The sequence below is a fragment of the Oceanicoccus sagamiensis genome, from assembly GCF_002117105.1.
In the GTDB taxonomy this organism is placed as follows: Bacteria; Pseudomonadota; Gammaproteobacteria; order Pseudomonadales; family Dasaniaceae; genus Oceanicoccus; species Oceanicoccus sagamiensis.
This window is the reverse complement of record NZ_CP019343.1, coordinates 1,081,342-1,106,619: the sequence shown is the minus strand read 5'-3', so window position 1 is coordinate 1,106,619 and position 25,278 is coordinate 1,081,342. Positions and strand designations below refer to the sequence as shown.

The 25,278-nt window shown below is 46.2% G+C and carries 19 protein-coding genes and 1 pseudogene; 11 read left to right on the top strand and 9 right to left on the bottom strand.

The features are described from left to right. Nucleotides 1-227: 227 nt before the first annotated feature. Nucleotides 228-530, top strand: a complete 303-nt coding sequence (locus BST96_RS04940) for a hypothetical protein (RefSeq protein ID WP_085757634.1) — start codon at nt 228-230, stop codon at nt 528-530. A 167-nt stretch (nt 531-697) separates the two neighbouring features. Here BST96_RS04940 and BST96_RS04935 read toward each other — a convergent pair whose 3' ends face one another. The 6 genes from BST96_RS04935 to BST96_RS04910 form a co-directional block, all read right to left on the bottom strand. Then, on the bottom strand, nt 698-2,920 hold the full coding sequence (locus tag BST96_RS04935; RefSeq protein WP_157117858.1) for an MSCRAMM family protein: 2,223 nt from the start codon (nt 2,918-2,920) through the stop codon (nt 698-700). Between the two features lie 146 nt (nt 2,921-3,066). Further along, nucleotides 3,067-3,468, bottom strand: a complete 402-nt coding sequence (locus BST96_RS04930; protein WP_157117857.1) for a hypothetical protein — start codon at nt 3,466-3,468, stop codon at nt 3,067-3,069. Nucleotides 3,469-3,487: 19 nt separating this feature from the next. Then, nucleotides 3,488-4,333: a fimbrial biogenesis chaperone gene (locus tag BST96_RS04925; RefSeq protein WP_085757631.1), complete on the bottom strand. Its 846-nt coding sequence runs from the start codon at nt 4,331-4,333 to the stop codon at nt 3,488-3,490. Nucleotides 4,334-4,475: 142 nt separating this feature from the next. After that, complete coding sequence (locus BST96_RS04920) at nt 4,476-4,931, bottom strand: DUF4402 domain-containing protein (protein ID WP_085757630.1); 456 nt, start codon at nt 4,929-4,931, stop codon at nt 4,476-4,478. Nucleotides 4,932-5,034: 103 nt separating this feature from the next. Continuing rightward, on the bottom strand, nt 5,035-5,496 hold the full coding sequence (locus BST96_RS04915; protein WP_085757629.1) for a DUF4402 domain-containing protein: 462 nt from the start codon (nt 5,494-5,496) through the stop codon (nt 5,035-5,037). Between the two features lie 173 nt (nt 5,497-5,669). After that, nucleotides 5,670-6,137, bottom strand: a complete 468-nt coding sequence (locus tag BST96_RS04910) for a DUF4402 domain-containing protein (protein ID WP_085757628.1) — start codon at nt 6,135-6,137, stop codon at nt 5,670-5,672. A gap of 1,144 nt (nt 6,138-7,281) precedes the next feature. Between BST96_RS04910 and BST96_RS04905 the strand changes: the two genes are divergently transcribed. The 7 genes from BST96_RS04905 (at nt 7,282) to BST96_RS04875 (ending at nt 17,643) form a co-directional block, all read left to right on the top strand. Beyond that, complete coding sequence (locus tag BST96_RS04905) at nt 7,282-8,805, top strand: sigma-54-dependent transcriptional regulator (protein ID WP_085757627.1); 1,524 nt, start codon at nt 7,282-7,284, stop codon at nt 8,803-8,805. Between the two features lie 134 nt (nt 8,806-8,939). Then, entirely contained in the window at nt 8,940-9,800 is an 861-nt protein-coding gene (locus tag BST96_RS04900; RefSeq protein ID WP_085757626.1) for a response regulator, read from the top strand. Further along, nucleotides 9,800-10,828, top strand: a complete 1,029-nt coding sequence (locus BST96_RS04895) for an HD domain-containing phosphohydrolase (RefSeq protein WP_085757625.1) — start codon at nt 9,800-9,802, stop codon at nt 10,826-10,828. The genes BST96_RS04900 and BST96_RS04895 overlap by 1 nt, the downstream gene beginning before the upstream one ends. Nucleotides 10,829-11,017: 189 nt before the next feature. Next, the gene (locus BST96_RS04890) at nt 11,018-12,244 is read left to right on the top strand and encodes an MFS transporter (protein ID WP_085757624.1); all 1,227 of its coding nucleotides are present in this window, start codon (nt 11,018-11,020) and stop codon (nt 12,242-12,244) included. Nucleotides 12,245-12,800: 556 nt separating this feature from the next. Beyond that, on the top strand, nt 12,801-13,775 hold the full coding sequence (locus BST96_RS04885; RefSeq protein ID WP_085757623.1) for a SphA family protein: 975 nt from the start codon (nt 12,801-12,803) through the stop codon (nt 13,773-13,775). A 12-nt stretch (nt 13,776-13,787) separates the two neighbouring features. Further along, nucleotides 13,788-15,668, top strand: coding sequence for a DUF3604 domain-containing protein (locus BST96_RS04880; RefSeq protein ID WP_085757622.1), 1,881 nt, complete (start codon nt 13,788-13,790; stop codon nt 15,666-15,668). A 37-nt stretch (nt 15,669-15,705) separates the two neighbouring features. Further along, nucleotides 15,706-17,643, top strand: coding sequence for a DUF3604 domain-containing protein (locus tag BST96_RS04875; protein ID WP_169713912.1), 1,938 nt, complete (start codon nt 15,706-15,708; stop codon nt 17,641-17,643). 114 nt (nt 17,644-17,757) lie between these two features. Here the strand turns inward: BST96_RS04875 and BST96_RS04870 are convergent, their stop codons facing one another. Together BST96_RS04870 and BST96_RS20895 are read right to left on the bottom strand one after the other, a co-directional pair. Then, the gene (locus BST96_RS04870) at nt 17,758-18,945 is read right to left on the bottom strand and encodes a BaiN/RdsA family NAD(P)/FAD-dependent oxidoreductase (protein WP_085757620.1); all 1,188 of its coding nucleotides are present in this window, start codon (nt 18,943-18,945) and stop codon (nt 17,758-17,760) included. 92 nt (nt 18,946-19,037) lie between these two features. Continuing rightward, nucleotides 19,038-21,040 (bottom strand): annotated as a pseudogene (locus BST96_RS20895) (putative bifunctional diguanylate cyclase/phosphodiesterase). A gap of 535 nt (nt 21,041-21,575) precedes the next feature. Here BST96_RS20895 and BST96_RS04855 point away from each other — a divergent pair. Further along, a complete protein-coding gene (locus tag BST96_RS04855) occupies nt 21,576-22,547 on the top strand; it encodes a caspase family protein (protein WP_157117856.1) in 972 nt (323 codons plus the stop codon). 184 nt (nt 22,548-22,731) lie between these two features. On the opposite strand, the gene BST96_RS20350 is transcribed toward BST96_RS04855, so the two are convergent. Further along, nucleotides 22,732-22,881, bottom strand: a complete 150-nt coding sequence (locus BST96_RS20350) for a hypothetical protein (protein ID WP_157117855.1) — start codon at nt 22,879-22,881, stop codon at nt 22,732-22,734. A gap of 88 nt (nt 22,882-22,969) precedes the next feature. On the opposite strand from BST96_RS20350, the gene BST96_RS04850 reads away from it, so the two are divergent. Together BST96_RS04850 and BST96_RS04845 are read left to right on the top strand one after the other, a co-directional pair. Continuing rightward, nucleotides 22,970-23,545 (top strand): YfiR family protein, encoded by a 576-nt coding sequence (locus tag BST96_RS04850; RefSeq protein WP_169713911.1) that lies wholly within the window; start codon nt 22,970-22,972, stop codon nt 23,543-23,545. 90 nt (nt 23,546-23,635) lie between these two features. After that, a complete protein-coding gene (locus tag BST96_RS04845; protein ID WP_085757615.1) occupies nt 23,636-25,201 on the top strand; it encodes a methyl-accepting chemotaxis protein in 1,566 nt (521 codons plus the stop codon). The last annotated feature ends 77 nt before the right edge of the window (nt 25,202-25,278 follow it).

Genomic DNA, 25,278 nt, shown 5'->3' with positions numbered 1-25,278 from the left:
TTAATAACTGCCCATCGTTTTTCGAAGATTACGGTGTGATTTGAAGGGGCTATTGGAATGCTGTCTATCTGATAAATAGTTATTGCATAGTTTTAGAAGTTTTCCTGGGAATAATAAATAGACGAAACCCTGATAAAAAATACTTGAATCATAGGGTTTGCAATGACGTCGAGTGGAATAGATTGTAGTTTTTTGAGCAAAAGGCATTGCCAAATTAGGGTGGGTTTATGATTGAAGAGGATGTTCCTGTGCTTAAGGACGAAAGCAGCAGCACAGTGAGTGGTAATAAAGATGCATTACGTAAAGTTTTGGATGATGAGGCGTTATCTGCCGAAGAGGCATTAAGGCTAAAGGCCTATAAGATCAATAAAAAATTATATATTGGTATGCTGTTTTTATTGGTGGCTTATAGTATTTACTACTGGTTTTTTGATTTCTCAAGCTTGTTAGAGTTTGCTCCGGTGGTTTGTTTTCTGGTGGTTATTTGGGTTGAGGCGTGCTGCTTAAAAAGGCGAATTTCACAGCTTTGATAACAGCTAATGACAGACAAACTACAAGCTAGCTGCAAGGACAGGCACTGAAAACTGCTGAAAACTGAAAAACCCGTTACTCAGTAAGTGGACTTTTCTCTCTTTACTTTATTGCTGGCTTTCTCTAATAAGCATAAAGACAGACTGAACCTGCCCCAGTAGCTGTGTTACCTCAAAACAATCGCATCAATATAAACAACCCCGTCATCCGCATTGGCCACAAAGGGGATATCTTCAATCGCCGATAACTTAAATCGTTGCAGCGCTTGTTGGTCCATCGATAATAGGTAGTTCCCGGGTGGCAGTCCCGAGATAACATAGAAACCATCAAACTCTGTAATGGCGCTGGCAATAATATCGCCATCGGCATTTTTTACGGTAATCGGTATGCCCGCTAGTGGAGCGATTTTTCCTTTTCTTGAAATACTTAAGCTACCTTCCGCTTCAACGGTGCTAATAACCGCAATATCAATTTTTTGCACGCCGCCAGCATGGGAGATGATATGGCTTTTGGCAAAGGTAGATTTATAGTAGGGGTCGCTTAGTGAGCTTTCATTAAGACCAAAGCTTTGTGGTGCGTCGACACTCAGGTTATCGAGATAGGCGATACCATAGTCATCGGTTTCGCGGTGCTTCCATTCGCTGCGACCAATAAAACTGGCGCCGGACAATGGGTCGTCACCATCGGAAAAGATACCGTCGCGATCATTGTCGAGGAACACTCTGGCTCTCAGCCTGCCGTTTTGGCTGCGGGGTTTGCCGCTAATGGACCAGCTATTGCCACTATCGGCGCCCAGAGAAAATTCAGCACTTAAAAAGAGTGCATTGTCGCCACCGTCAACAACAAAGGCCGAGGCAGATAGAGTCACTTTGTCTAATAAGTAGGAGGCGGTAAAATCTACCGAGTCGGAGCTGTCATCACTTAAGTCTTTAAATAGCCCAAGTTGTGTTCGAATATGGGGAGTGGGCAGCCAGGTAATATTGGCGGTTGCTGAGGTGGCTTCTGCGTCCGGGTCAATACGGTAGTTAACTTCTGCCCGGATGCTGGTGTTGTAGCCAGCTACGCGGGTGTAGCTGGTGCGGCCTAGCGTGCGTGATTCGGACTGACTAAACTCCGAATGGGTGGTGTTGATGGTCATACGGCCCCCCAGTAGTGAGAAGCCAAGCAAGTTTTCCAGGGTTTCTATTTGTGAGCCATTAACGCGTTGTTCATCATCATAGATAAGGCTATAGGAAATTGGGTTGGCGCCGGCATAAAAAGCGCTGAGGGGGTTGAAGGTGCCGGTGATACGAATTTCGCTTTCGGTATCCAGGTTGGCACCGGGGTTTCTATCACTACTAAAGTCATCAAAGTCTTTATGCAAAAAAGAAAGAGAGGTATTACCCAGCCGGGTTTGGCCGCTGAGTTGGTAAGCTTCCCCTGCATCATCCTGTGAGACATGGTTAAAGCCCAGTGAAATGCCCGGGAAGGCACCCATAACAATAAGTTCTGTATATTGATTATCTTCACCCTGGCCAAAAACATTATCGTGTGTGGCAAAGGCTGCCCCTAAGGCTAGCCAATCGGTTACCCCGTGTTTAACACTGAGGTAAGCTTTTTTATCGCCCGGGGGTTCGCGCAGTTCGATAATGGTTCCGTCATCCGCAACTATATTCTCCGGCTTGTCATCAATCAGTGATTCACCAAGGTCGGTATAGCTTAGCCGTACCGCGGTTTTACCCTTGGCCTGCATTTCATTACCGACATTGATACTCTCGCGCTTGTTTCTGCTCTGACCCTGTGGGCCAAAAATACGAATATCAAAAATATTGTCACCGTATTCAACTGGCACATCGATAAAGCGGTAGCGACCATCGCTACCGATGGTTTGAAAATCTAACAGGGTGCCATTGCGGTAAAGTTCTACTTCCCAGTTGGGTGGGCCATCGCCTTCTATCACTCTTTTGCCAAAGCTATCGTTGTTACTGACTTCACCAAATTGCAGGTCTATACCCAGGCCGTCGCCGCCGCTAAAAATTAATGAATCTGAAACGGCATAGATATCCCCGGCGGCCATAAATTTTAATCCGCCGGCCATACTTTCATCAGGGCTATCCGGGCGTTTATAAAAGGTGAGTACTTCCCGGTGTTCGCTATCATAGGCGGATTTAGCCAGTGAAATTCTGCTTTCCATTCCCAGTAAATCACCACTGGCCTGCACGGTGTAATAGCTATCACTGTTTTTACTGCTGCTATCGACTTCTTCGTTGCGGGTTTGATAGCCCAGGTTCATATAGACAATCGGTTCGCCAACCCAGTCATAATGATCGGGTATTGTCGGCAGGTCTTCTTGTGCAGGGCCGCCCAAGGCCCGGTCGCGCATTTTTTCTCGTTCCAGTTTCCTTTCCAAAGGCAGTGGCTGTTCACCACTAACCACCAAGCGCAGGCGGCTGGTTTCTATTTCAATATTAATGGGTAGCCATTGTTTGATTTGTTGAATATCGACGTAGAGGTCAATCTCATCACTGACGATCAGGGCGTTTTCAGGGATGCTAATTATTTGGCCCCTGACACCAACCTTCGGTCATAAACGCTTAAGTCAAACAGGTTGTTCTCATCAAAAAACCAGCCATAAGCTTTAAGTGCAACCGGGTCGACTTCAATCGGAAAATCAATGCTGTCGAATAATGGCTGCAGCGGCACCAGAGTTGCTTCGGGGGAGGAGTAGATAAAAATATTTTCAGCGAGTTTATATTTACCCAGGTACATATCGACAATTAATAAATTATCGTCATTGAGTAAGTCATCGCTGTTATAGGCGTTATCGTGGTCATTGGCGCTGACAACGCAGGATAATAATCCACCCAGCAGCAAGCATAGCCAACGGTAAATTAACCGTTGGTAGCCCTTAGTGATTATTGAACGACCATGTTCTGCTTGTCGCTGTAGTGGGTACACCCAGGTTTATCGTATTGGGTTATTGCTTGACGGTGATTTCGGCATTGAGGTCACCACCATAAGCGGCATCTTCTTTAAATACTGCACGTAATTGGCCGGGGCCGCTTACGGTTATATCCGGCAGTATGCCAATTTCCAGGCTGCGGTTTTTATTCGGTGTGTAAACTGCAATACCTTTGGCATAGGCAATGCGTTGTTCCTCACCGTTGGCAGCTTGCCACCACACATCCAGGTCGCCATACAGTGAGCGGCTGCCGCTGCGTTGAATATCGATATAGACCTGTGGGCCATCATCCTCGTCTTCCCGGATAGCCAGGTCACTGAGTGATGCTTCTGCGGTAAGCTTACCGTGGCGCACGATGACGGGTATGGTGACTTCTACAATCGGTTTAAAGGCAAAGTCCATTTTGTCATCCTGCTCTTCTTCAAGTACAGATTCCTGCTTGGGCAGTTTTCTAAAGACCAGGTGGCTACGGTACTCACCATCAGCCAAGCCTTTGGGTTTTCTAAGTACGACCCGCACTTGCTGTTTACTGCGAGCAGGGACAGTGACGCGGCGAGGAGAGAAGCGCACCATAGAGTCGGCAAATAATTCTCCCTCTAACACTTCATCTTCTTCGGTAATTTCTTTAAAGCTACCATTACTCTCTGCACGAATATTGCGCATAAATAGTCGGTAGCTGCCTTCCTCATCTCCACGATTAACCAGGGTGACGGTCATCCAGCGCTGCTGCTCCAGTACCACGCGGGTGGGCAGTATTTGTAAAACGGACTCGGCATTGGCAACGGTGCTAAATAGCGATGATGCTAGCAGGGCGAAAAGGGGTAAAATATTTAGAAAGTTATGTTTAGTAAAAACTGACATCCAGGGACAACCTCGTAAAACTCATCTCATTATTATTGGCTATTTAAGCCACTCACAGTATAGATGCTAATAAGCAATCTGGTATTGAAACTGGAGAATATATAGAAGCAAGAAGAGGGGGCCTGGAAGAGAAAAATGGAGGCTACTGGTAATTTGCGGTAACGGTGTAGGCAATATTTTTATCACCCAAGGTGGTATCGCTTAGTGTCAGGTGGCCAATAATTTCAATATTAGCGTTACCATCCACCAGAGTGCGAGTATTGCTGCCATCGATTTTGGGAGTGAAGTTAATACCGTCTACCGCTGCGCCGGCAGTAACATTCATAATAATGGTTTGGCCGTTGGTTCCAGCGACTTGAAATACCCCGGGTGTACTGGTTCCGGAACAGTCCTGGCCATCGCTGGCGGATAAAGTACCGGAAGAGCCCATGGTACAGGTGCCATTGAGTTCGCTGATATTGCCGAAATCCAGTTCACTGACCAGTGAAATATCTATAGCTTTGACAATATTGACCCGGGCGTTCGCCGCTAACTCCAGCGCCCAGCTGTTGGGGGCTGATAGTAATAGTAGTAGCAATAGCGTCCATGGGGTTTTCATAGAGCTACCTTAGTGCCAGCCTATAGCTGATGTCAATAAGGGTATTTACGCTGGGTGATGGCAGTGAGTTTATATAAGCTATTGAAAATAAAGGCTTTATTATTTATTCGTAGTTGACGGAGACCAAATAACTAATGCCAAAATTACCGGGTGTGACATTATTTAGCACTAAATCGCCGACTATCCGTACATTTCTCCTGCCATTGGTATTGATGGTTCTACTGGCATTGCCCTTAATGACGGGGTTGAAGGTAATACCATTGCTGGTACTGCCGCTGACGAGCACAAAGAAAGAGTATCCTACATCGCCCCAGACCCAAAATTTAGAGCGTATTCCCGTGCCGAAGCAGCTTTGTCCACCGCTGCCGGTAAGGTTGCCCTGATTATCCATACTGCAGGTGCCGTTTTCATTGGAGATAACCCCGAAATCCAGTGCATCCCTCAGCTCTATTGTAAGCGGGGTGGTTTGGCTGTGGGCCAGTTGGCAGCAAGCAAGCAGTAGTGCCAGAGCTGCTCGTTGCAGCCAGTAGCGGGTTTGGGCGTGAGTGGTCTTTATTACTCTCATGGCACATTGAAAAGTCAAAACTGGGTAGAGAGTATAATAGTGGAATTTTTAGAATCTGGCAGGGGATTTGTGAGCAATAAAAAAATAGGGCCAACCTCGGTTGACCCTATCTACCCTTAACAAACGACTACTTTCATTAAATGGGTATAGCTTTCTTATTATTGGTAGTTAGATTACTGGTAGTTAGCAGTAAATGTGTAAGCAATGTTCTTATCGCCATCAGTAGCACTTGATAGAGCCAAGTTACCGATAACCGCTACAGTAGCGTTACCACCCGTTAGGGTTGCAGAAGAAGCACCGTCGATAACAGGCGTGTAAGTCACACCGTCAACAGCCGAACCAGCAGTAACAACCAGGTCAACAACCGCGCCGTCAGTACCAGAAACAGTGAATGAGCCTGGAGTTTCTGTACCAGTACAGCTTTGACCAGCAGAACCTGTTAGTGCACCACCAGAAGCCATAGTACAAGTACCGTCTTCGTTAGTGATGGTGCCGAAATCAATTTCAGTATCTTCTGAAATAGTGATGGCAGTTACAATGTTAACGTTAGCGTTAGAAGCTTCGTCCGCTGCAAAAGCAACGTTGCTCAGTGCGAAAACAGAAACAGTAGCTAGTGGTAATACGATATTTTTAATGTTCATTTTTGATCTCTCTAAATTTTTATGCGGTATCTATATTGATACCTGCGTTAAGTTTTATGAGTCGCTCAGCATTAAGCTCTCGGTTTTATCAAAGTTTTTTAGCTCTCCACTCTCAATGCTGAACTGCGATTTGATCTACATAATTCTCAGCGTGAGATATTTTTTGATAACGCTAGGGGTATTGCAGGCGACGTGCCAAGTTTTGATTGTGCCGTGCCAACTCTGGCAACATAGAATTCTCCTGGTTACCCAGTATCTCTTTAAGTCATTGTTTTAAAGTGATTTTTTATTGGTTTTTTTACGGTGCCAAGTTTTTAGTGATAGAGAAAAGTGTGACGTAGTCCATAAAAACCCTGCCCTGGACGATTTCGGCTGAGCAAAAGTGGTTGGAGAATTTTTTGCAAAATGACAATCACTTTTGCGAAAACCATTATTGGTTTTGCAAATTGCGAATTTTTTTGCAAATCTACGGCCGTGCATCGGCCATGGTGAGTTATAGGAAATAATATTTCAGCAGGCCGAAAAAAAATGCATATATAGAAGCAGTAAATAGAAGCAGTAAAACCGTCCCTTAAAAGGATGTCGGTACCGCGGTTTTGAGTTTACTGCTGGGTGTTTGCGCTTTTTTTGCCCAAAAGATCATTTATTGAGCAGCTTTAAAAGCGGAAGTTGATCACACTTTTCAGTCAAAAGAACGTTATGTGAATTTTTCTCAAAAAAAATAATGCAGTCAGTCCAGCTTTGAACAAAAAAAGAACAACCTGGTTTATTAAATAGGGGTTTATACCTATGTCTCTAATTTGTAAGGAAATTTTAATTCCCTTCGGTTTGTAGGGGCGGTTAGTTGAGTACAAGCTACGCCATTACTACAGAGTTTAGCGGTGTGCCGGCAGCTGCTGAATGAAAATTAATTCATTTAGCGAGTTTGCAAAATGATAATCAATCTACTAATTTTCTAGGGCGTTTTAGCATTATGCAATTAAAACGCAGGACTGCTTTATTACGGAAACATAGTTTGTTTGGAATGCCCTCTGCGGATATTGAGGTCTAACTAAAAGCATTTAGGTATACGGAAGACAACGGCGAGTGGAAACACCTGACCGATAAAAAAAACATATTTACTTCCTAAGATGTGTGCTGAGTTATGACTGAAAAAGCTTTGACGAATATTCTCTTAATTGATGACCAGTACGCTGTGCTTAGTCAATTAATCTCCCTGATTGATGATGATAATTATGCCATTCATTCAACGGCCAATGTTGATGAAGGTATTGCTATGCTTGATCGTATCAAGCCGCAATTGCTGGTGGCCTATGTTGATGCGGAGCATATGCATGAGCTGGCCATTATTAATTGGATAAGAAAGCATCAACTACCTATTGCGGTTATTGCGGTATCGAATAGCCCTGGCCCTGAAGTGGCAGCTTCTGCCGTGCGGGCAGGTGCAACAGATTTCTTAAAACTACCGGCAACGCCGGAGCGTATCGCTAACAGTATTGCTCAATGTTTGCGCAGAGCTGATGATGAAACTAATAGCGACACCCTCGATCACCCCATCTTTGATGAGTCCGCATTAGGTTTTATTGGTGCAGGCAAGTCCATGTTGGAGGTGTCGAAATTAATTATCAGTGCCGCCAAAAGTGATGCCAGTGTCTTTATTACTGGCGAGAATGGTACCGGTAAAGAAGTCTGTGCCCAGCTTATCCATGAGCTAAGCCAGCGCAATCAACACACGATTGTCCCACTGAACTGTGCCGCTATCCCTAAAGATTTGGTGGAGAGTGAAGTGTTTGGTCATGTTAAAGGCGCGTTTACCGGTGCCCATGACGATAGGGTCGGTGCTGCCGGCCTTGCCGATAAAGGCACGATGTTCCTTGATGAAATTGGCGAGATGCCCCTGGAGCTACAAACCAAATTACTGAGATTTTTACAGACCGGTACCTTTAATCGTGTAGGTAGTGGTGAGTTACAACAGGTCAATGCCCGCTTTATTTGTGCGACTAACCGTGACCCAGCCCAGCAAATCAAGCAGGGCAGTTTCCGGGAAGACTTATTTTACCGGCTTAACGTGATCCAGATTCATTTGCCGCCTCTGCGCAACCGGGGCGACGACATTCTGGTGTTTGCCCGTAACTTCTTAAAGCAGTTTGCTAAGGAAGAAGGCAAAGATTTTGAGTGGATCTCCGAAGAGACGGAATCCTTGTTACTGTCTTACTCCTGGCCGGGTAATGTTCGTGAGTTACAGAACGTGATGCGGAGTATTGTGGTGCTGCATGATAGTGATACCGTTATTCCGTCTATGTTGCCACTGTCTATTATCCGAGAGAAGGGCGGCAGACGACGCAGAGATGATAGAGAGACGCAGCAGTCAACAGAGTCAGAGCTTACCGCAGTGACCGAGACGGCCAGCGCCGCTATTGGTGCCATTATTAAGGGAGAGGACCCCTCCCGGCATATTGTGCCGCTGGATGAAGTGATTGCCAGAGCCATTGATACCGCCATTAGTCACTGCAGTGGCAATGTGGTGGAGGCCTCCTACCATTTACAAGTCAGTGCCTCTACCTTATATAGAAAGTTAAAGAATAAAAGCAAAGCAGAGAAAGCGTCTGCGGAGCAAACACCGAGCCTTGAAGTGGCGATGGTGAACGACCCTTGCTTGCAATCATAATGTGCGCGGGTTCACATTTTTATAAAAGGTGAAAAAAAAACAGCTTTTTTACTTACTTGTATTAAAAAGCTCTGCTAAATTTACTTCCGACTACTTTCTTATTTGGGTTTTAGTTGCAACCAGGTTATCTTGCAATGAAACTCAACATGATTATCGTTGACGGCTTTTCCGTTGGCCCACAGCTGTACAATCGCATTGTAGAGCATTACAACCCTACCTTGTGTCCCACGGGGCAGGCGCTGCGTTCCTTATTGGACCGCATTGTCACCGATGTGTTTCTGATTAATACCAATCTCTTGGGTATGTCCGGTTACGACACTTGTCGTATGATCCGTAGCAACCCCTATTACGCTAAAGTCCCGATTGTTTTTCTTGCCAACGGTATAAGCCTGGATGAAAAGCTCTATGGCTACCAATCCGGCGGCAATGCGTTTATTGACCTGAATGACGATGCCGATATTTTTCTGCATAAGCTGCAAATAGAAGTTAACAATCATTTAGCCCATGAACCCAGCCGTCAACATCAGCGCTCACGCCTGTCATTGGCCGATGCTGAAAAGGACAGTTGGAATGCCTTGGCGTCACATTTATCGCCCATCCTTGCCAGTGCTGACCCGGAAGAGTTGGCCGGTAGAGTGATTGGTGGTTGCGAGGGCTTTAATCTCAGTAATAGTGTGATGTTTTATCTGCCTACCGGCTCAAAATATTACAGCCCCACTGACCACGGACAATCGAGTAGTGAATACAAAATGCTGCTTGAGGCCAAGCAGGGTGGCGATATTATTGCCATGGGCAAAAAGCTGATTTTTAATAGCAGCCATTGCAACCTGCTTGTCCGTGATAAAAACCAAACCATTCTACAAACGCCGCATCTCGCCTCCATGATGCGAATATTGCTGCGCATGGCCAGTGAAAAAATCAATGGCTTTGTACTACCTTCACCCAACCGCGAGACAGCGGTCGATCATAATACTATCAATATGGGGATTATCTAATGAGCTTTTCATTGCCGGATATTGAGCGGGAAACTATTGAAGACCTGATTGTATCGATTCATGAGTCACTGGACGAAATCGAGCCTTCCTTAGGCTTGTTGGTGGCTGACCCAGACCGTAAAGATTTGGTAAATGACCTGTTTCGTAATCTGCATACCATCAAAGGAAATTTCAGAATGTGTTTTCTGGAGCCTTTTACGGATTATGTGCATGAAATCGAAGAAGCCATTTCTGAAGTTCGTAATGGCCATTTACGGTTTTCCCCGGCACTCAAAGAGGCAGTGCTGATCGGGCTGGATAAATTGCGTATCAATATGGATATTTTGCAAGCGGAAGGTGAGCTGGATACCCGCGATATGGAAACCTATGGTGATTACTTCCAGCGCCTGGCGGAAGGGGCAGCAGCGGATAGTGCGGAAGAAAAACCGCCCGCGATTGATAATTCGATGAAAGAAGAATTGCTGTACTTTAGGGATTCGGCGTTAAAGTTTGACCGGCGCGTTGTCGGCCGGCAAGGGCGTACCGAGCAAATGCTTAAAGTCGTGAGCCTGATATTTAGCCATAGTAATGCGAATACCTTTAGTGAACATGTGATGATTGATCGCTGGCAGATGCAGGCGGCCATCTATATGCATGATATTGGCCATAACCTGAACAAAGATTTAATTGAGCATTTACAGGTCGATAATGAACATGCCGAAGTGGCCTATAACTACCTGAAAAAATTTCCATGCTGGCAGCAGGCCGCAGAAATTGTTTACCAGCATCACGAATTATTAGATGGCTCGGGTTATCCCCGGCAATTATCCGCCGATGCTATTCATCCTGGCGCCCAGTTATTGGGCGTGGTGGCAAGGTTTGTAGACTTGGTGGCCATGCATAAAGAGATCAGCGAGCGCCTTGCGGTGGTGGCTGCGATTAAAACCCTGAATAGCGAAGCCGGTATCTTCTATAACGCGGAGCTTATTAGCCTATTGCCCGATATTGCTTTGGCATTTTGCTCGCAGGGCGATATGGCCGCGGCTTAGCGTTTAATAATCGGGCAGTGAAATTTTTAAAAGGCTATCGTTGAACCCAGTCATCATGGCCGATATTATTAAGGCAATAATTCGGTATGATCGCTAAGCCGGCTGCCTGGCCATTAGACAACCATTAGAAAACCATTAGACAGCCCGGCATATCGAACAAAGCAATAATCTCTGTACTGGGCTCTAACAATGCAAAAAAAATCTTTTTTTGGCTGGTGGGTGCTGCTGGGGCTATGCCTTATCTATGGCGCCTCCAATGGTATTCTAGTCAATACCTTACCCATGTTATACCCTCAGCAAATAGAAGAATTTGGCTGGGACCCGGAGCAGGTCACTCGACCAGCGACCTTCTTATTTCTGGTTATTGCTTTTCTCTCACCCTTTGGTGGCGCTTTGTTGGATAAATTTTCTCCGCGCCAATTAATGATCTATGGCGCAATACTGCTAGTAATTGGCCTGGGTCTTTACCCCTTTATCTCTTCCCTTTGGCAAATGACGGTGCTCTATCAATTGTTTGCGGTAGGGATTGTCGCTGTCGGCCTGGTGCCGAGCATGATTTTAGTAACCCGTTGGTTTGTTAAATACCGCGGTATTGCCGTGGGCCTGTTATTAATGTCATCCAGTTTGGGCGGTGCTATTTTTCCCTTGCTTGTCAAAGGTGCATTAGTGGATGAGGGTTGGCGTGCCGCTATGATGATATTGGCGGTGGTTGGTGCAGTCATGATGATAGTACCTTTATTCTTATGGGTCAGAAATAGCCCGCAAGACTTAGGTCTGCATGCTGACGGTGCCGATAACGATAGCGTGGTTGAAGCCGACAATAGCCAGGCCGGGCCAAGCTTAAAAGAGGCGCTACATTCCCCCGTTTTTTATTTATTAGCCTTTTCAACAGCCACTATGTGGTTTTGTATTTTAGGTGTACTACAGCATCAGGCAATTTATTTAAGTCAGGATATCGGTATCGATAAGGCTGCGATTCCCGGCATATTTAGTTTGTTTTTTTGGTGCGCGATTGTTGGCAAATTTGGTTTTGGCTATTTAAGCGACCACTTTGATAAAGGCAAAATCATGTTGCTGTCGATTATCAACCTTGCTCTGGGCTTGCTGATGTTAAGGCTGATTGATCAGGGCGGTATGACCATGGTGTATATCTACGCGGTGATCTATGGGGTGGGTTACAGCGGTGCCTTCACCATGGTTCAGCTGAGTATTGCAGAGTTTTTTGCCGGTCAATCCTATGGCAAAATTCTGGGTATTTTCACCTTTGTGGATACCATTGCAGGAACTTCGGCGATAGCGGCGCTGGGTTTTATCCGCAGTACCTATGGCAGTTATCTGCCCGCCTTTGATTTTATGATGGGGATTTGTGGCCTGGCTGCTATTTGTATTATTGTGATTAATCGTATCAAGCCCTGATAGCCCGGCTTGATGATGGTCACTAAATACTTCCTGAGAAAAAGGGCGAAAGCAAAGCGAGGCTGGAACGGGAAGGTCTGAATATCTATCAACGCTGGCAAAGGCTGCCATATCCCCTTTGATCTGATTTCCACTCAATTAAATATGCAATAAAAGCCGTGAGATTGGTCTGTCTCTGTACCAGAGTGAGTGATTGGCAGAGTCATATAATCATCGCGTATTTACCGTACCGCTGATATTGAGTGGGAGTGTTAGTGCATGGGGCATGTGCTGAATAGCCATGTCCTGAATGCCATGTTGAAGAAATTATTCAAAGTTTGGTTTTGTAAATGCTTGTTCAAATTAAAATCTAACATCTGATAAGAGATACTTAGCTAAGAAGGGGTAAAAGGTGCAAGGTGGCTCGTTTAATGATTGCTGCCTGGATAATGTTTAGGGTAGAGTGACGGCAGTCGTAAAAAATACTCTGGTATCAGAGCCTGAAAGTAACGCTTAGCATGACAGCTAAGCAATAAAACTAAGAAAAACAAGAATCAAATACAGTCAGGATGCGTCAATGAAAACAATGCAATCCGTCTTCCCCCTTTTTATTGCCTCTCTCTGCGTCGTCTTTCCCGCTGGGCTGTATGCTGAAGAAGGCGGCAGTGGGCATTACCAACCTGGCTCCATGGACTCCTTTGCCGATGGCGTTTCTCCTGTCCCTGCATTTATTGTGCGATTAAATGGCGTGGGTTACGACGGTGATGCTGGAAAAAACCTGGCCATCCCTTATGCGGGTTCACCCACTTTGGGAGCTGAGGCTGAAGCGACGGTGGCAGCATTAACGCTTTCTTGGGTGCCTGAATGGGGAGTACTCAACGATACCTGGACTTATCAAATGTCGATGACACTGCCGCAAATGCGGATCAAAGTGAGTGGTACTGTCGTTGATAAAACCGGTAACTTTAGTTTTACTCGAGAAGTGTCCGATACAGAGACCGGTCTCGGCGATATTGTATTAATGCCTTTAATGCTAAACCAAAAAATAAGCCCTGATTTTAATATTAACTACCGTATCGGTTTATATGCACCGACTGGCGATTATAAAGTTGGCCGTCTGGCCAATACCGGTAAAAACTACTGGACGATAGAACCTACCGTCGGTTTTATGTATTTCAGCCCGGACAATGGTCGAGAGGCGTCGGTGTTTATCGGTGTGGACTTTAATGAAGAAAATTCAGACACCGATTATAAAACCGGCACTCAAGTTCATATGGATGCCACCTTTGCACAGCACTTTCCATTGGCTGGCGGTACGTTCGGCTTAGGCCTTGGTGCATATTATTATGAACAAGTTGAAGGGGATAGCGGCGACGGTGCAGTTTTTGGCAGTTTTAAAGGTAAAACGACGGGCCTGGGGCCGGTGCTTTCCTATGTCGATAACGCCTTTGGCCGTAAATGGATTTCCGAGTTTCGTTGGCTTAAAGAACACGATGTAAAAAATCGATTAAAGGGTGATATTTTATATCTCAAAACAGAGATGTTTTTCTAGCAGGAGAAAATCATGACAGTAGCGACAGTGGTAAAAGTATGTGCAGTGAGTAGTCTGGTTGCTTTATCCGTAGCCTGTTCTAAAAACACCGAGCCAGCCACCGAAAAAGCGATTGCCAGTGAAAAACCTGTTGATACAGTGGCTGCTGCTGAAGCGGCCGTGCCGGAAAACCCTTTAAAAGAAGCCTATTTTGGCGAAATTCATATGCATACCTCTTACTCGTTGGATTCCTATATTGGAGGTAACCGCCGAACGCCGGATGATGCTTATCGCTTTGCCCGTGGCGAAGTTATGGATATTCATGGTGATAAGCATCAACTCAAAAGACCCTTGGACTTTGCCGCCGTGACAGATCATGCGGAATTTATTGGCGAAATGTATTCGGCGCAAGTTGAAGGTGCGCCGGGTTATGATAATCCCACTCTGGTTGAGTTACGTGGCCTTAATAAAGTTGAGGATCAGCGGGCCTGGTTTGTAAAATATGTGGTTAAAAATAACCGCTCTTCCAGCCCCCAGCATCCGCCGTTTTACGCGGGTGAAGCCACTACGAAAAGTGCCTGGGCGATGAATTTTGAAGTGACTAATAAATATTATCAGCCCGGTAAGTTTACGACGCTGCATGGCTTTGAATGGACTGCTGCACCCAATGGCGGCAATATGCATAGAAATATTATTTTCCGTGATAACAATGTGCCGGAGTTGCCTTTCAGCAATGTAGACTCATCCGATGAAGAAAAATTGTGGGATTGGATTGATCTTCAGCGCAGCAAGGGCATGACCTTATTCGCAGTCCCCCACAATAGTAACGGTTCCAAAGGGCAAATGTTTGAGTCGATTGATAATAGTGGCAAGCCTCTGGATACTGCCTACGCCAAACGCCGCGAGTCCATGGAACCCTTAATTGAAATGATGCAGATCAAGGGCAACTCAGAAGTAACACGACAGTTCTGGCCCAATGATGAATTTGCCAATTTTGAAAATGCAGATTCTCTGGCCAATTTCAGTGAGCGGGTAAAACGCAAAGACAACTATGTACGTTATGCGGTTATCAAAGGTACGCATTTCCAAAAAACACTGGGCGCCAATCCGTTTAAGTTTGGCATTGTAGGGGGAACAGATAATCACAATAGCGGTATGGGTGATGTCGATGAGGATAATTATATTGGTAGCCATGGTCCGACGGACGGCACCGTTGATATGCGTCGCACCTCTGATATTGATGGCTGGATTAGAGCGCGAGAATCCAGCCCAGGTGCTTTAACAGGAGTATGGGCACCCAAAAATACCCGTGCAGAAATTTGGGATGCACTGGCTGCCCGTGAAACCTTTGGCACCTCTGGGCCACGCATTCGGGTGCGGATGTTTGCCGGTAGCGATTTACCTGCCAACCCCGCTGATGCAGAAGTACTGGTGACTGAAGGTTATGCCAAAGGTGTACCCATGGGGAGTACCCTGACTGCTTTAAGCAAAGCACCCACTTTTACGGTTTACGCTGAAAAAGACAGCCTGAGTGGCAATCTTGACCGTCTTCAAATTATCAAAGGTTGGGCTGATGATAAGGGTGACACCCAAGAGAAAATTATTAATGTGGTATGGGCGGGTGAACGACAACAGGATGCTGATGGAAAACTACCGGCTGTCGGTAATACGGTGGATTTAAAAACCGCGACCTATACCAATGATATTGGCGCGTCCATGTTAATGGGCTCATGGACGGATAACGATTTTGATCCGCAGCAGCATGCGGTCTATTACGCCCGGGTACTGGAAATTCCTACACCGCGTTGGTCCACTTACGACGCGGTGCGCAATAAGCTACCCTTATTAGACGATGTTCCAGCCATTGTGCAAGAGCGCGCATGGACATCACCTATCTGGTACACCGCTCAATAATCGATTATGCATCTTGTCTAACACAAGGGGAGCAGCTATGACCAAGTTATTGCAGGCAACGGTTTATACCAGTATGGCGTTATTATTAACGGCTTGTGGAAAAAATGCCGAGCTTGATACAACCGCAGCGGCTGATCAAGCCGCAGCTCCCGTTGCATTTGTTAATAAAGTGACAACGATCGATACCGCTTTTCCTGAAGAAGTGTTCTGGGGTGATCAGCATATGCACAGTGCCTGGTCGGCGGATGCGGGTTTAGCTAGTGCTACTTTAACCCCCGAGGAATTAGTTCGATTTGCTAAAGGTGAAGCCGTTAAATACAGCACCGGTGAAATGGTCAAATTGCATCGCGGCCTGGATTGGGTTGCGGTAACCGACCATTCTGATGGTATGGGTACTATTAATGAATTGATTGATGGCAATGCCGAGTTTATGCAAGACCCAACCGCTAAACGCTGGTCAGAAATGATGGCCAAGGGTGGCGACAGTTCCATGCAGGCCAAAAAGGAAGCGGTGAGTGCGCAGGCAACGCATCAACTTCCCCCGGTATTTATGGACCCCAAATGGATGGTGTCCGCTTGGGAAAAAACGGTCGATATTATGGAGCAATATAATGAGCCCGGTAAGTTTACGGCTTTTATCGCCTATGAGTGGACGTCCAATGGCGAGAATGGCAACAACCTTCACCGCAATGTAATCTTTCGTGGCAACTCAGATGTGACACGCCAATACGCACCACTAACGACTTTTGTAAGTGCTGATCCCGCAGTGAGTGGTTCGGACCCTGAAAGTTTATGGCAGTGGTTAGCGGATTGGGAAGATAAAACAGGCGGCAAGGTATTGGCAATTCCTCACAATGGCAATATGTCTAATGGGCAGATGTTTGATCTTAAGCGCTATAACGGCCAGCCCCTGACTAAAAAGTGGGTGGAAGATAGAGCTCGTTGGGAAGTGCTCTATGAAGTCTTTCAATATAAAGGGCAGGGTGAAGCCCACCCAGCACTGTCACCCAATGATGAGTATGCAAACTTTGGCGTGTGGGATACTGCCAATTTAAACGGTATCCCCAAAGAGCCCGGTATGATTAGTACAGAGTATGCACGGGAGGCGTTAAAAAACGGTCTAAAGCTGGAAGCTGAATTCGGTACCAACCCCTTTAAAATCGCACTGGTCTCAGGCACCGATACCCATAACGGTTTGTCTATGGGGGGGCAGGAAGATAATTTCTACGGTAAATTTGGTTATTCCTATCCACGTCCGGGCCGTTGGAATGATGTATACAAGCAAGAAGGCAGCTACACCCGCCGTGACTGGACAATTCTGGCCGCCGGCATAACTGGAGTATGGTCCACATCAAATACACGCGGCGCGATTTGGGATGGAATGAAACGACGTGAGGTTTACGCCTCCAGTGGCCCGCGTATTTCGGTTCGCCTGTTTGCTGGTTATGATTTTAGTGCTGCCGATGCCAGGCCCGAGAGCTTGGTTAAAACCGGTTATGCCAAAGGGGTTCCGATGGGCGGGGATTTAAAGGCCTCTACGGCGGATAAGCCTCCCACTTTTCTGTTTGCCGCAATAAAAGACCCGGTGAATGCCAATCTGGATGCTATGCAAATTATTAAGGGCTGGGTTGATAGCAGCGGAGACACTTATGAAAAAGTGTATAACGTGGCCTGGAGTGAACCGGAGAAACGTAAAGAGGTTGATGGTAAGTTGACTAAAGTGGGCAATACCGTTGATTTGGCCACGGCAAGCTATACCAATACCATTGGTGCTACCGAGTTTATCGGCCATTTTACCGACCCTGATTTCGACCCTAAACAGCGCGCCTTTTATTATGCTCGGGTGGTAGAAATCCCAACGCCCCGCTGGGTTGCGTTTGATGCGGTGCGTTATCAAGAAGCTATTGACCCAGACGTAGATATGATTCAGCAAGAGCGTGCAGTCACTTCGCCGATTTGGTATAACCCGCAATAACATAATAGTGTCTGGGAAAAACAACCATTCTTGCTCAAGATGACTTTACATCGCTTAAGGGGTTCTGCTGAACGGAGAAATCACTGGGTGAACGCAATAATGGCAGGGATGCAATTAAAGTGCTTTGCCACAGCAAAAGCCGCTGGCCCAGGCCCACTGAAAGTTAAAACCACCCAATTGGCCGGTGACGTCCAATACTTCGCCAATAAAATATAGCCCCTTCACTTTTTTAGCTTCAAAGGTTTTTGAACTGATCTCATCGGTATTTACGCCGCCACAGGTAACCTCTGCTTTTTTATAGCCTTCGGTGCCGCTGGGAATAAATTGCCAGTGCTGAATTAAATCCGCAATAGCCTGAAGCTCAGTATGTTTGTAGTTATGCAGGGGTTTTTGTAGATCAATACCTTCACAAAAGCATTGGATAACACTCAAGGGTAAATAGCTTTGCAATAGCTTATGAAGATGTTTTTTGGGCTGGGATTGTTGCTTGTCTTTGAGTTCTGCTGCGATATCCGTGTCGGGTAAGCAGCGCACGGTCACCGTATCACCGGGTGTCCAGTAAGAGCTGATTTGCAATACCGCAGGGCCGCTAAGGCCCTTATGAGTAAATAAGATGTTCTCTCGAAAGCTCGTGTTGTTAACTTCAATCAATACGTCGACACTGGTGCCCGACAGTCCATCAAATTGTGCTTTTTCCTTAGCGTCAAAGGTAAATGGCACCAGACCTGGGTAAGTAGGGGTGACGGCTAAGCCAAACTGTTTTGCCAATCGATGGCCAAAGTCGGTGGCTCCCATGGTTGGAAAAGACATGGCTCCTGTCGCTATGACCAGTGAGGGGCTCTGGTAAACAGCGTTTGCGTTGCTGATGGAAAAAGTCTCCCCGGTTTTTGTCACGGAGCTGATAGAGAAGTCCAGTACTATCGTCACACCCAGTTGATCACAGCGCTCCAGTAACATGGTTAGAATGGCCTGGCTTTTATTATCGCTAAATAATTGGCCGAGCTTTTTTTCATGCCAGGGCAGGCCGGCTTTATCAACTTGTGCAATAAAGTCCCAGGGGGTATAGCGATTAAGAGCAGATTTGCAAAAGTGCGGGTTATGGCCAAGGTAGTTGCTGGGCTCGGTATACATATTGGTAAAGTTGCAGCGGCCACCGCCACTGATTAAGATTTTTTTACCTGCCTTGTTAGCATGGTCTAACAAATGGACTTGTTTGCCTTCTTCAGCAGCAGCAATCGCGCACATCAGCCCTGCTGCGCCAGCGCCAATGATAACGACATCGGTTGTTTGTTGTTTGTTCATTAAAGGGCATCGTCGGGGCAAAGCCAAAGCTTACCATCGACTCCGGGTGCATTCAAAAGAATGCACTCATAGGTGGCTGGGTTAAAGGGCTGTTATAGGGAATTATGGGCTATTGCTGGCTGGCAGCGATTATGGGGATCGATGGCTGTGGGATGGGTAGCAATAAAAGCACGAAATTCACTGAGGGATAAAGGTTTGCTGCACAGGTAGCCCTGATATTGCTCGGCTCGTAGCTCGCGGATATAGTCCAGTTGCTCAGGGGTTTCGACACCTTCGGCGATAACCTCAAGGTTTAAGCTATGGGCCAGTGCGATAATCGCTTTAACAATCGCAGCGTCTTGTTTGTTGTCGGTGATACCGGAGGTAAATGATCGGTCTATTTTTAAGCGATCGATAGGGAAGCCCTTCAGTTGTGACAGGTTGGAGTAGCCGGTGCCAAAGTCATCAATCGAGATATGTACCCCCATATCGTTGAGCTGGTTAAGCACTTGCCTGGCCAGGTCGGGGTTTTGCATCACGGCACTTTCGGTAATTTCCAGTTCGAGGTATTGGGGGGAATACCGGATTGTTGCAGCGCCTGCTCTACCAGATGACTGAAGCCGGTTTGATTGAGCTGGTAGGGAGAAATATTAACGGCGACTGGCAGTGAACATAGGCCTTCATCAAGCCATTGCTTGATTTGCTGACAGGCACTATTTAGCACCCATAGCCCCAGCGGCAATATCAAACCAATTTCTTCCGATAACGGTATAAATTCATCGGGTGTGACGGTGCCCAGCTCCGGATCATCCCAGCGTAGCAAGGCTTCAACACCGCAGACCGTATTATTAGTAATATTGATTTTAGGTTGATAGGCTAAAGTAAATAATCCCTCTTCGAGAGCAATACGCAGTCGCTTCTCCATTTTTTTCTTTTGTTCAGTCACTGTTTTCATACAGGGATCAAAGAAATGAAAATTATTTCTCCCCATTTTTTTTGAAAAGTACATAGCAGTATCGGCATTAATGATGAGGTCCCGAATCGTATGACCATCCTGTGGGTAAAGGCTGATGCCGATACTTAAAGAAATACGAATCTCATTGCCCTGGACAAAAAAGACTTTGCAGGCGGTATTAATCATTCGATCGGCAATTTGGGTGACTTGATCCCGATTGATGCCATCATCGATAGCGACTAGAAATTCGTCCCCTCCGATACGAGCAATCGTATCCATGGCTCTAACGCTTTGATGAAGGCGTTTAGCAACTTGCTTGATCAGTTCGTCGCCAATGGCATGGCCAACCGTATTGTTAATCGTTTTAAAACGGTCAAGATCAACAGAAATAACCGCAAATTGTGATTTACAGCGTTTGGACCGGGCTAATATTTTGTCAAGCCGGTCTTCCAGTAGCGCTCGGTTAGGCAGCCGGGTTAGTGGGTCATGCATCATCATTAGTTGCAGGTCTTGTTTTGATCGGTTCAGTGATTTAAGCAATTGTGCTGCTTTAATATTGAGTTGATCGTATTTGGCCAGAAACCAGGTGGAAACAATAATCGCGATGGCTATAACCGAGAGTATGGAGGCTATTTGCAGCGAGGCCATAATAGCTGCGTGGCTATGGCTGGGGTGGTCCCACAGCCGAGTAAACGCGCTGCCAACCATATGCAGGCAGATAAAGACCGTGGCTGCCAAAAGCATCGGCCACAGCGAGTAGATGGCGAAAGCCCGTTTATTGGCAGACGGTTGGGTACTGAAGAAGGAGTGAAATTGTGCCGTGACGATTAGCGGTAGCACTATCGATAGGTTGACGGTAATAAAAACACTGAGGAATGGGTATTGATGGCGTTGCTCTTCGTCCAGATTTAATGCCAAGGTGCCTGCTTTAAATATCAGGAATAGCAGCGCTGTCGCTAAAGCAAGACCAATAGCCAGATGCTGGGCAGAGTTTTTTTGCCGGCTAACCCCATATAAACATAATGCAGCAAGCCCCATGCTGGCCAGGAAGGAACTTATTAATGCCTGGCTATTAACATTCATTGTGGTCGGCAAACAGTAAGCTAACAAACCAAAGAAATTAACCGACCAAATACTGCTGCCAATGGCAAAGCCCCCCATAACATCCAACTGAGTGAGCGTGTACCACGATGCTCTCTGATACGTTCGGTTAATTGTAGAAAGGTTGTGCAGGCGATCAATATAAGAAAGTAGGATAGGGTAAGTAGGGTCAGGCTACAGGAATTAATCATTGTGTCCATAGGTCTAGCTTCCAGCTGAGTAATACATTGTCAGTGAATAGATATATTGCGGCTCTGCTTTTTTGCAATGGCTTAGTGACTGCGTTGCAAAGCAACATCCTTGCTATATCTATATTGACCTATTATTAATAACGTTTTCATCAAGGTCCATGGCATTTATGACTTAATAATTAGGCATTTTTGACAGGCCGTTTAGGTGTTTAAAAAAACTGTGGGCCAGTGGATAAAAAAGTAGCAGAGAAAAGTAATTGTTTAGCCACGGTTGAATGGGGTTCTAAAATCGCTGTAAAAAATGATAAATTTTTCTGACATTTATGCCATGGTTTTTGATCAATAAATGCGCATACTTAGCTGGCGGTAAATGCTTGTGACCAGTGGTTGCTTAGGGTGCGTCAGTGAGAAAGAAAACGAGAAAGGCTTTGGTCGTGTCTGGTGGTGCAGTGCCAGCAGACAGTTATGGCGTGAGTGCGGCCTCTTCTTTTGCCAGTGTTGTAGGGACAAATGGCGACCGTACAGCCAATTTTTCCACCCAAATAAATGTGGGTTTTGACTCGGCTTTATCGCTCCGCTCTATGATTAGTGATTTTTTCTCCCTAAGGGCGGAAGACTTGCTGTTTTTTTATACTGGCTTCGGTTTTGTTAATGAAAGTGGTGGCTGTTTATTGGCGCCGGATTACGAAAGAAGCGGTGATTGGGTATCCATTGGTGACTTGCTCAGTCATGCAGGTAAAGCCAGAGCTGCCAATAAAATTGTTATTCTTGACCTGTTCCCCTATAGCAATAAAGAGGCGTTGTTGCCGGGCTCGCCCCGGATATTTATTGGCCAGGGCGTTGTATTACTCGCGGCTAATCGCAGGGTCGAAGAAACGGTGGATAAGCAGCACTGTGGTGCGTTTATGGCTGTGCTGTTAGATGCCTTGAGAGGTGGTGCTGCTGACCTTAAGGGCGATATTTCTATGGCCAGTGTTTATGCTTATATCGATAGAGCCTTGGGGGAGCGCAGCCCGCGCCCGCTCTTTATGACCAATACCTCCTGCTTATCTCCCCTGCGTAGTATTGAGCCTCAGGTGCCACTATGCAGTATGAAAAAAATTGTTGAATACTTTCCGCAGCCCGAGGCGCTTTACCGATTGGACCCCTCCTTTGAGGCGTCTAATCAGATTCAACACTCTGCTGCTGCGATTAAGCCTTTTGCAATAAAGAAAAATATCGACATATTTAATCATCTGAAAAAACTCCAGGGCATAGGTTTAGTCATGCCGGTGGATGCTTCCTGTATGTATTTAGCGGCGATGGATTCTAAGGCCTGTAATCTTACGCTATTAGGTCAGCATTACTGGCGGTTAATAAGAAACGGAAGCTTATAAAAAAATGGATTTGCCGGGCCATTTTCCCCGTCATTTTTGTTAAAAAAATATGTCAGATTTGCCATGTATTGTGCAGGTGAATATCGCTACTGTTTAACAGTGGTGCTGGCTATAAATTAATAGGATGCTGCCTGGTTTGATGGCTGAAGGGTCGGTCTGTTGCGGCATTGTGAGCTGGAAGCAGCTATTTTTCCCGTTGGTGTAATTCTGGGTTGAAAATATTTTTCTCCCACACGCTATGATTTTTATAGCGTGGCACCCTTTTTATTCCTTTAAATGCTGTCAAAAGTGTTAAATAAATTTGTATTTTTTGCTCTGGAACAGTGGTGGACATTGTTCCACTATCTTATCTGGCTAAATAGTTTCCGGACGGGTGATGCTGTGCGGGTGAAATGACAATTGATTAAGTAAGAATGAATTTTATGACCAAGCCGATAACGCCTTTTTTCTCTTTTGCTAGTAAGCGTCTTTTAACCTCTCTGTTACTAGCGTGTCTATCGCTATCATCTGCCAGTTATGCCGAGGCGATCTCCAATACGCCGGGAGGCCAGCAGACCGTCGCAAAATTTATGGAAAGCCTGGCGCGTTATATCACCTGGCCCAAGGAGAGTTTTAGCAGCCCGGACAGCCCCTATACCTATTGTTTGATGGGGGAAACGGCCATGTATGACAGCTTAAGTGCTCGCCTTGGCAGCAAGAAAGTTAAAAAGCGGGGCTTTGAGATACGCCAGCTGGATTTAGCGGATATTGAACAGGGCAAGGATTGCCATCTGGTGTTTTTGGGCGCACCTGGCGTGGCGAAGCTACGAGAAACCATTGCCGCGCTATCAGGTTCAGCCATTTTAACCACTGGAGACTTTAAGCAGTTTGCCGCCCATGGCGGCATGGTGGGGTTTGTCGGCACCGGCAATAAGGGGTCCCTGCAAATCAATAAAAAGCGTTTGGAGGGCAGTGGTCTCAAGGCGAGTTCAAAGTTGTATCGGGTTAGCAGCAAGTAGTGCCGGTCAGGTAATGACTTCATGACCATGACTTAATAAGGTTTTCACCAAAGCAGTACCTGTTCTAATCAATACCTAAGGGGTTGCGCAATGAGTTTATCACTTAAATGGAAAATAATTTTAGGCATTACGTTTACCAGTATTTCTTCGGTGCTGATTGCGGTGGGCGTTATTGTTGATATTGAGAAAGGACGTATCCAGGATAAAATTGTCACTGAGGCGCTGACCATTTCCAGAATTACCGGTGGCAATACTACGGGAGCGCTGGATTTTTCCGATGTTGAGTCTGCCCATGAGGCACTGCTGCCATTGGTAGCCAATTCCCATATTCACGAGGTGGTAATTTACGATGAAAGCCGCAACCCTTTTGTCTGGTACCGATGGGGCGGGGTTGAGGGCGAGTTGCCTGAGTTGGGTAGTGCCGAGAATATCCCTTCATCGATTCCCCTGAAGCCGAAGCCGGCGCAGACCATTCTGACAGAATCTTCACTGGAGATTTACGAGCCGATTATCAGTGAAGATCAGCCGGTGGGTATGGTGTATATGAATGTTGACTTGAATGAGGTCTCTGACGCTACCACTGAGCTCTATTCGATCGCGACTTTTTTAGGTGGCGGTATTGCACTGATGTCAGTGATTTTGGCCTTGCTAATTCAGCGGGCGATTACTCGGCCCATTAATGATGTCGTGATGGCACTAAAGGATATTGCCCAGGGTGAAGGTGATTTAACCCGTCGCCTAAGTGTTAATAGCAAGGATGAGTTGGGGGAGTTGGCCCATTGGTTTAATAGCTTTGTTGAAAAAATCCGTGGTGTGGTGGTTCAGTTTCGAGAAAACTCCAATGATTTGTCCGCCGCTGCCAGTGAGCTAAAACTGCATTCTGGCAATACGAATGAATCTATTCTGGTACAGGAGCGAGAGCTGGAGCAGATAGCTGCTGCGGTGAATGAAATGTCATCCACGGTTATGGAAGTCGAGCGCAATATTGCGACGTCTACGGGTGATACCGAGGAGGCGGATAACCAGGCCAATATCGGCAACAAGGTGGTTATGGAAACCATGGGGGCGATTTCTTCGCTAGCGAAAGATATTGAGAATGCGTCCAATGTGATCAGTGAATTGCAGCGTAACAGTGAAAGTATAGGTTCAGTGCTGGATGTGATTCGCGGCGTGGCGGACCAGACCAATTTACTGGCGCTTAATGCTGCCATTGAAGCAGCTCGGGCTGGAGAGCAGGGCCGGGGGTTTGCGGTTGTCGCTGATGAGGTAAGAACGCTGGCTCAGCGTACTCAGCAGTCGACAGAAGAGATTCAGGAGATGATCCAGAAGCTGCAAGTGGGCGCCAAGAATGCGGTGGAAGTGATGGATAAGGGCAGAAACCAGGCTCATTCCAGTGTCAAAATTGCTGAGCAGGCTAACGAATCTCTGGTGGCTATTACTAATGCTATGGCCATTATAAAATCCATGTCTTACCAGATTTCTGGAGCCTCTGCGGAGCAGAGTAATGTGGTTGAGGAAATCACCCGTAATATTACGAATATTTCGCAGGTGGCGGTCAATACTTCAGAAGATTCCAAAGAGATGACTCAAAAGTCTAATCAGTTAGATCGTTTGTCGACAGATATGTTGCAGTTGGTTAGCCAGTTTAAACTGTAGTGACCACCGATTACGTTCTACTCAGCCTTATTGTTTAGCTTATGGATAGTGGGTGGTTTGCAATCACCCTAATAAGC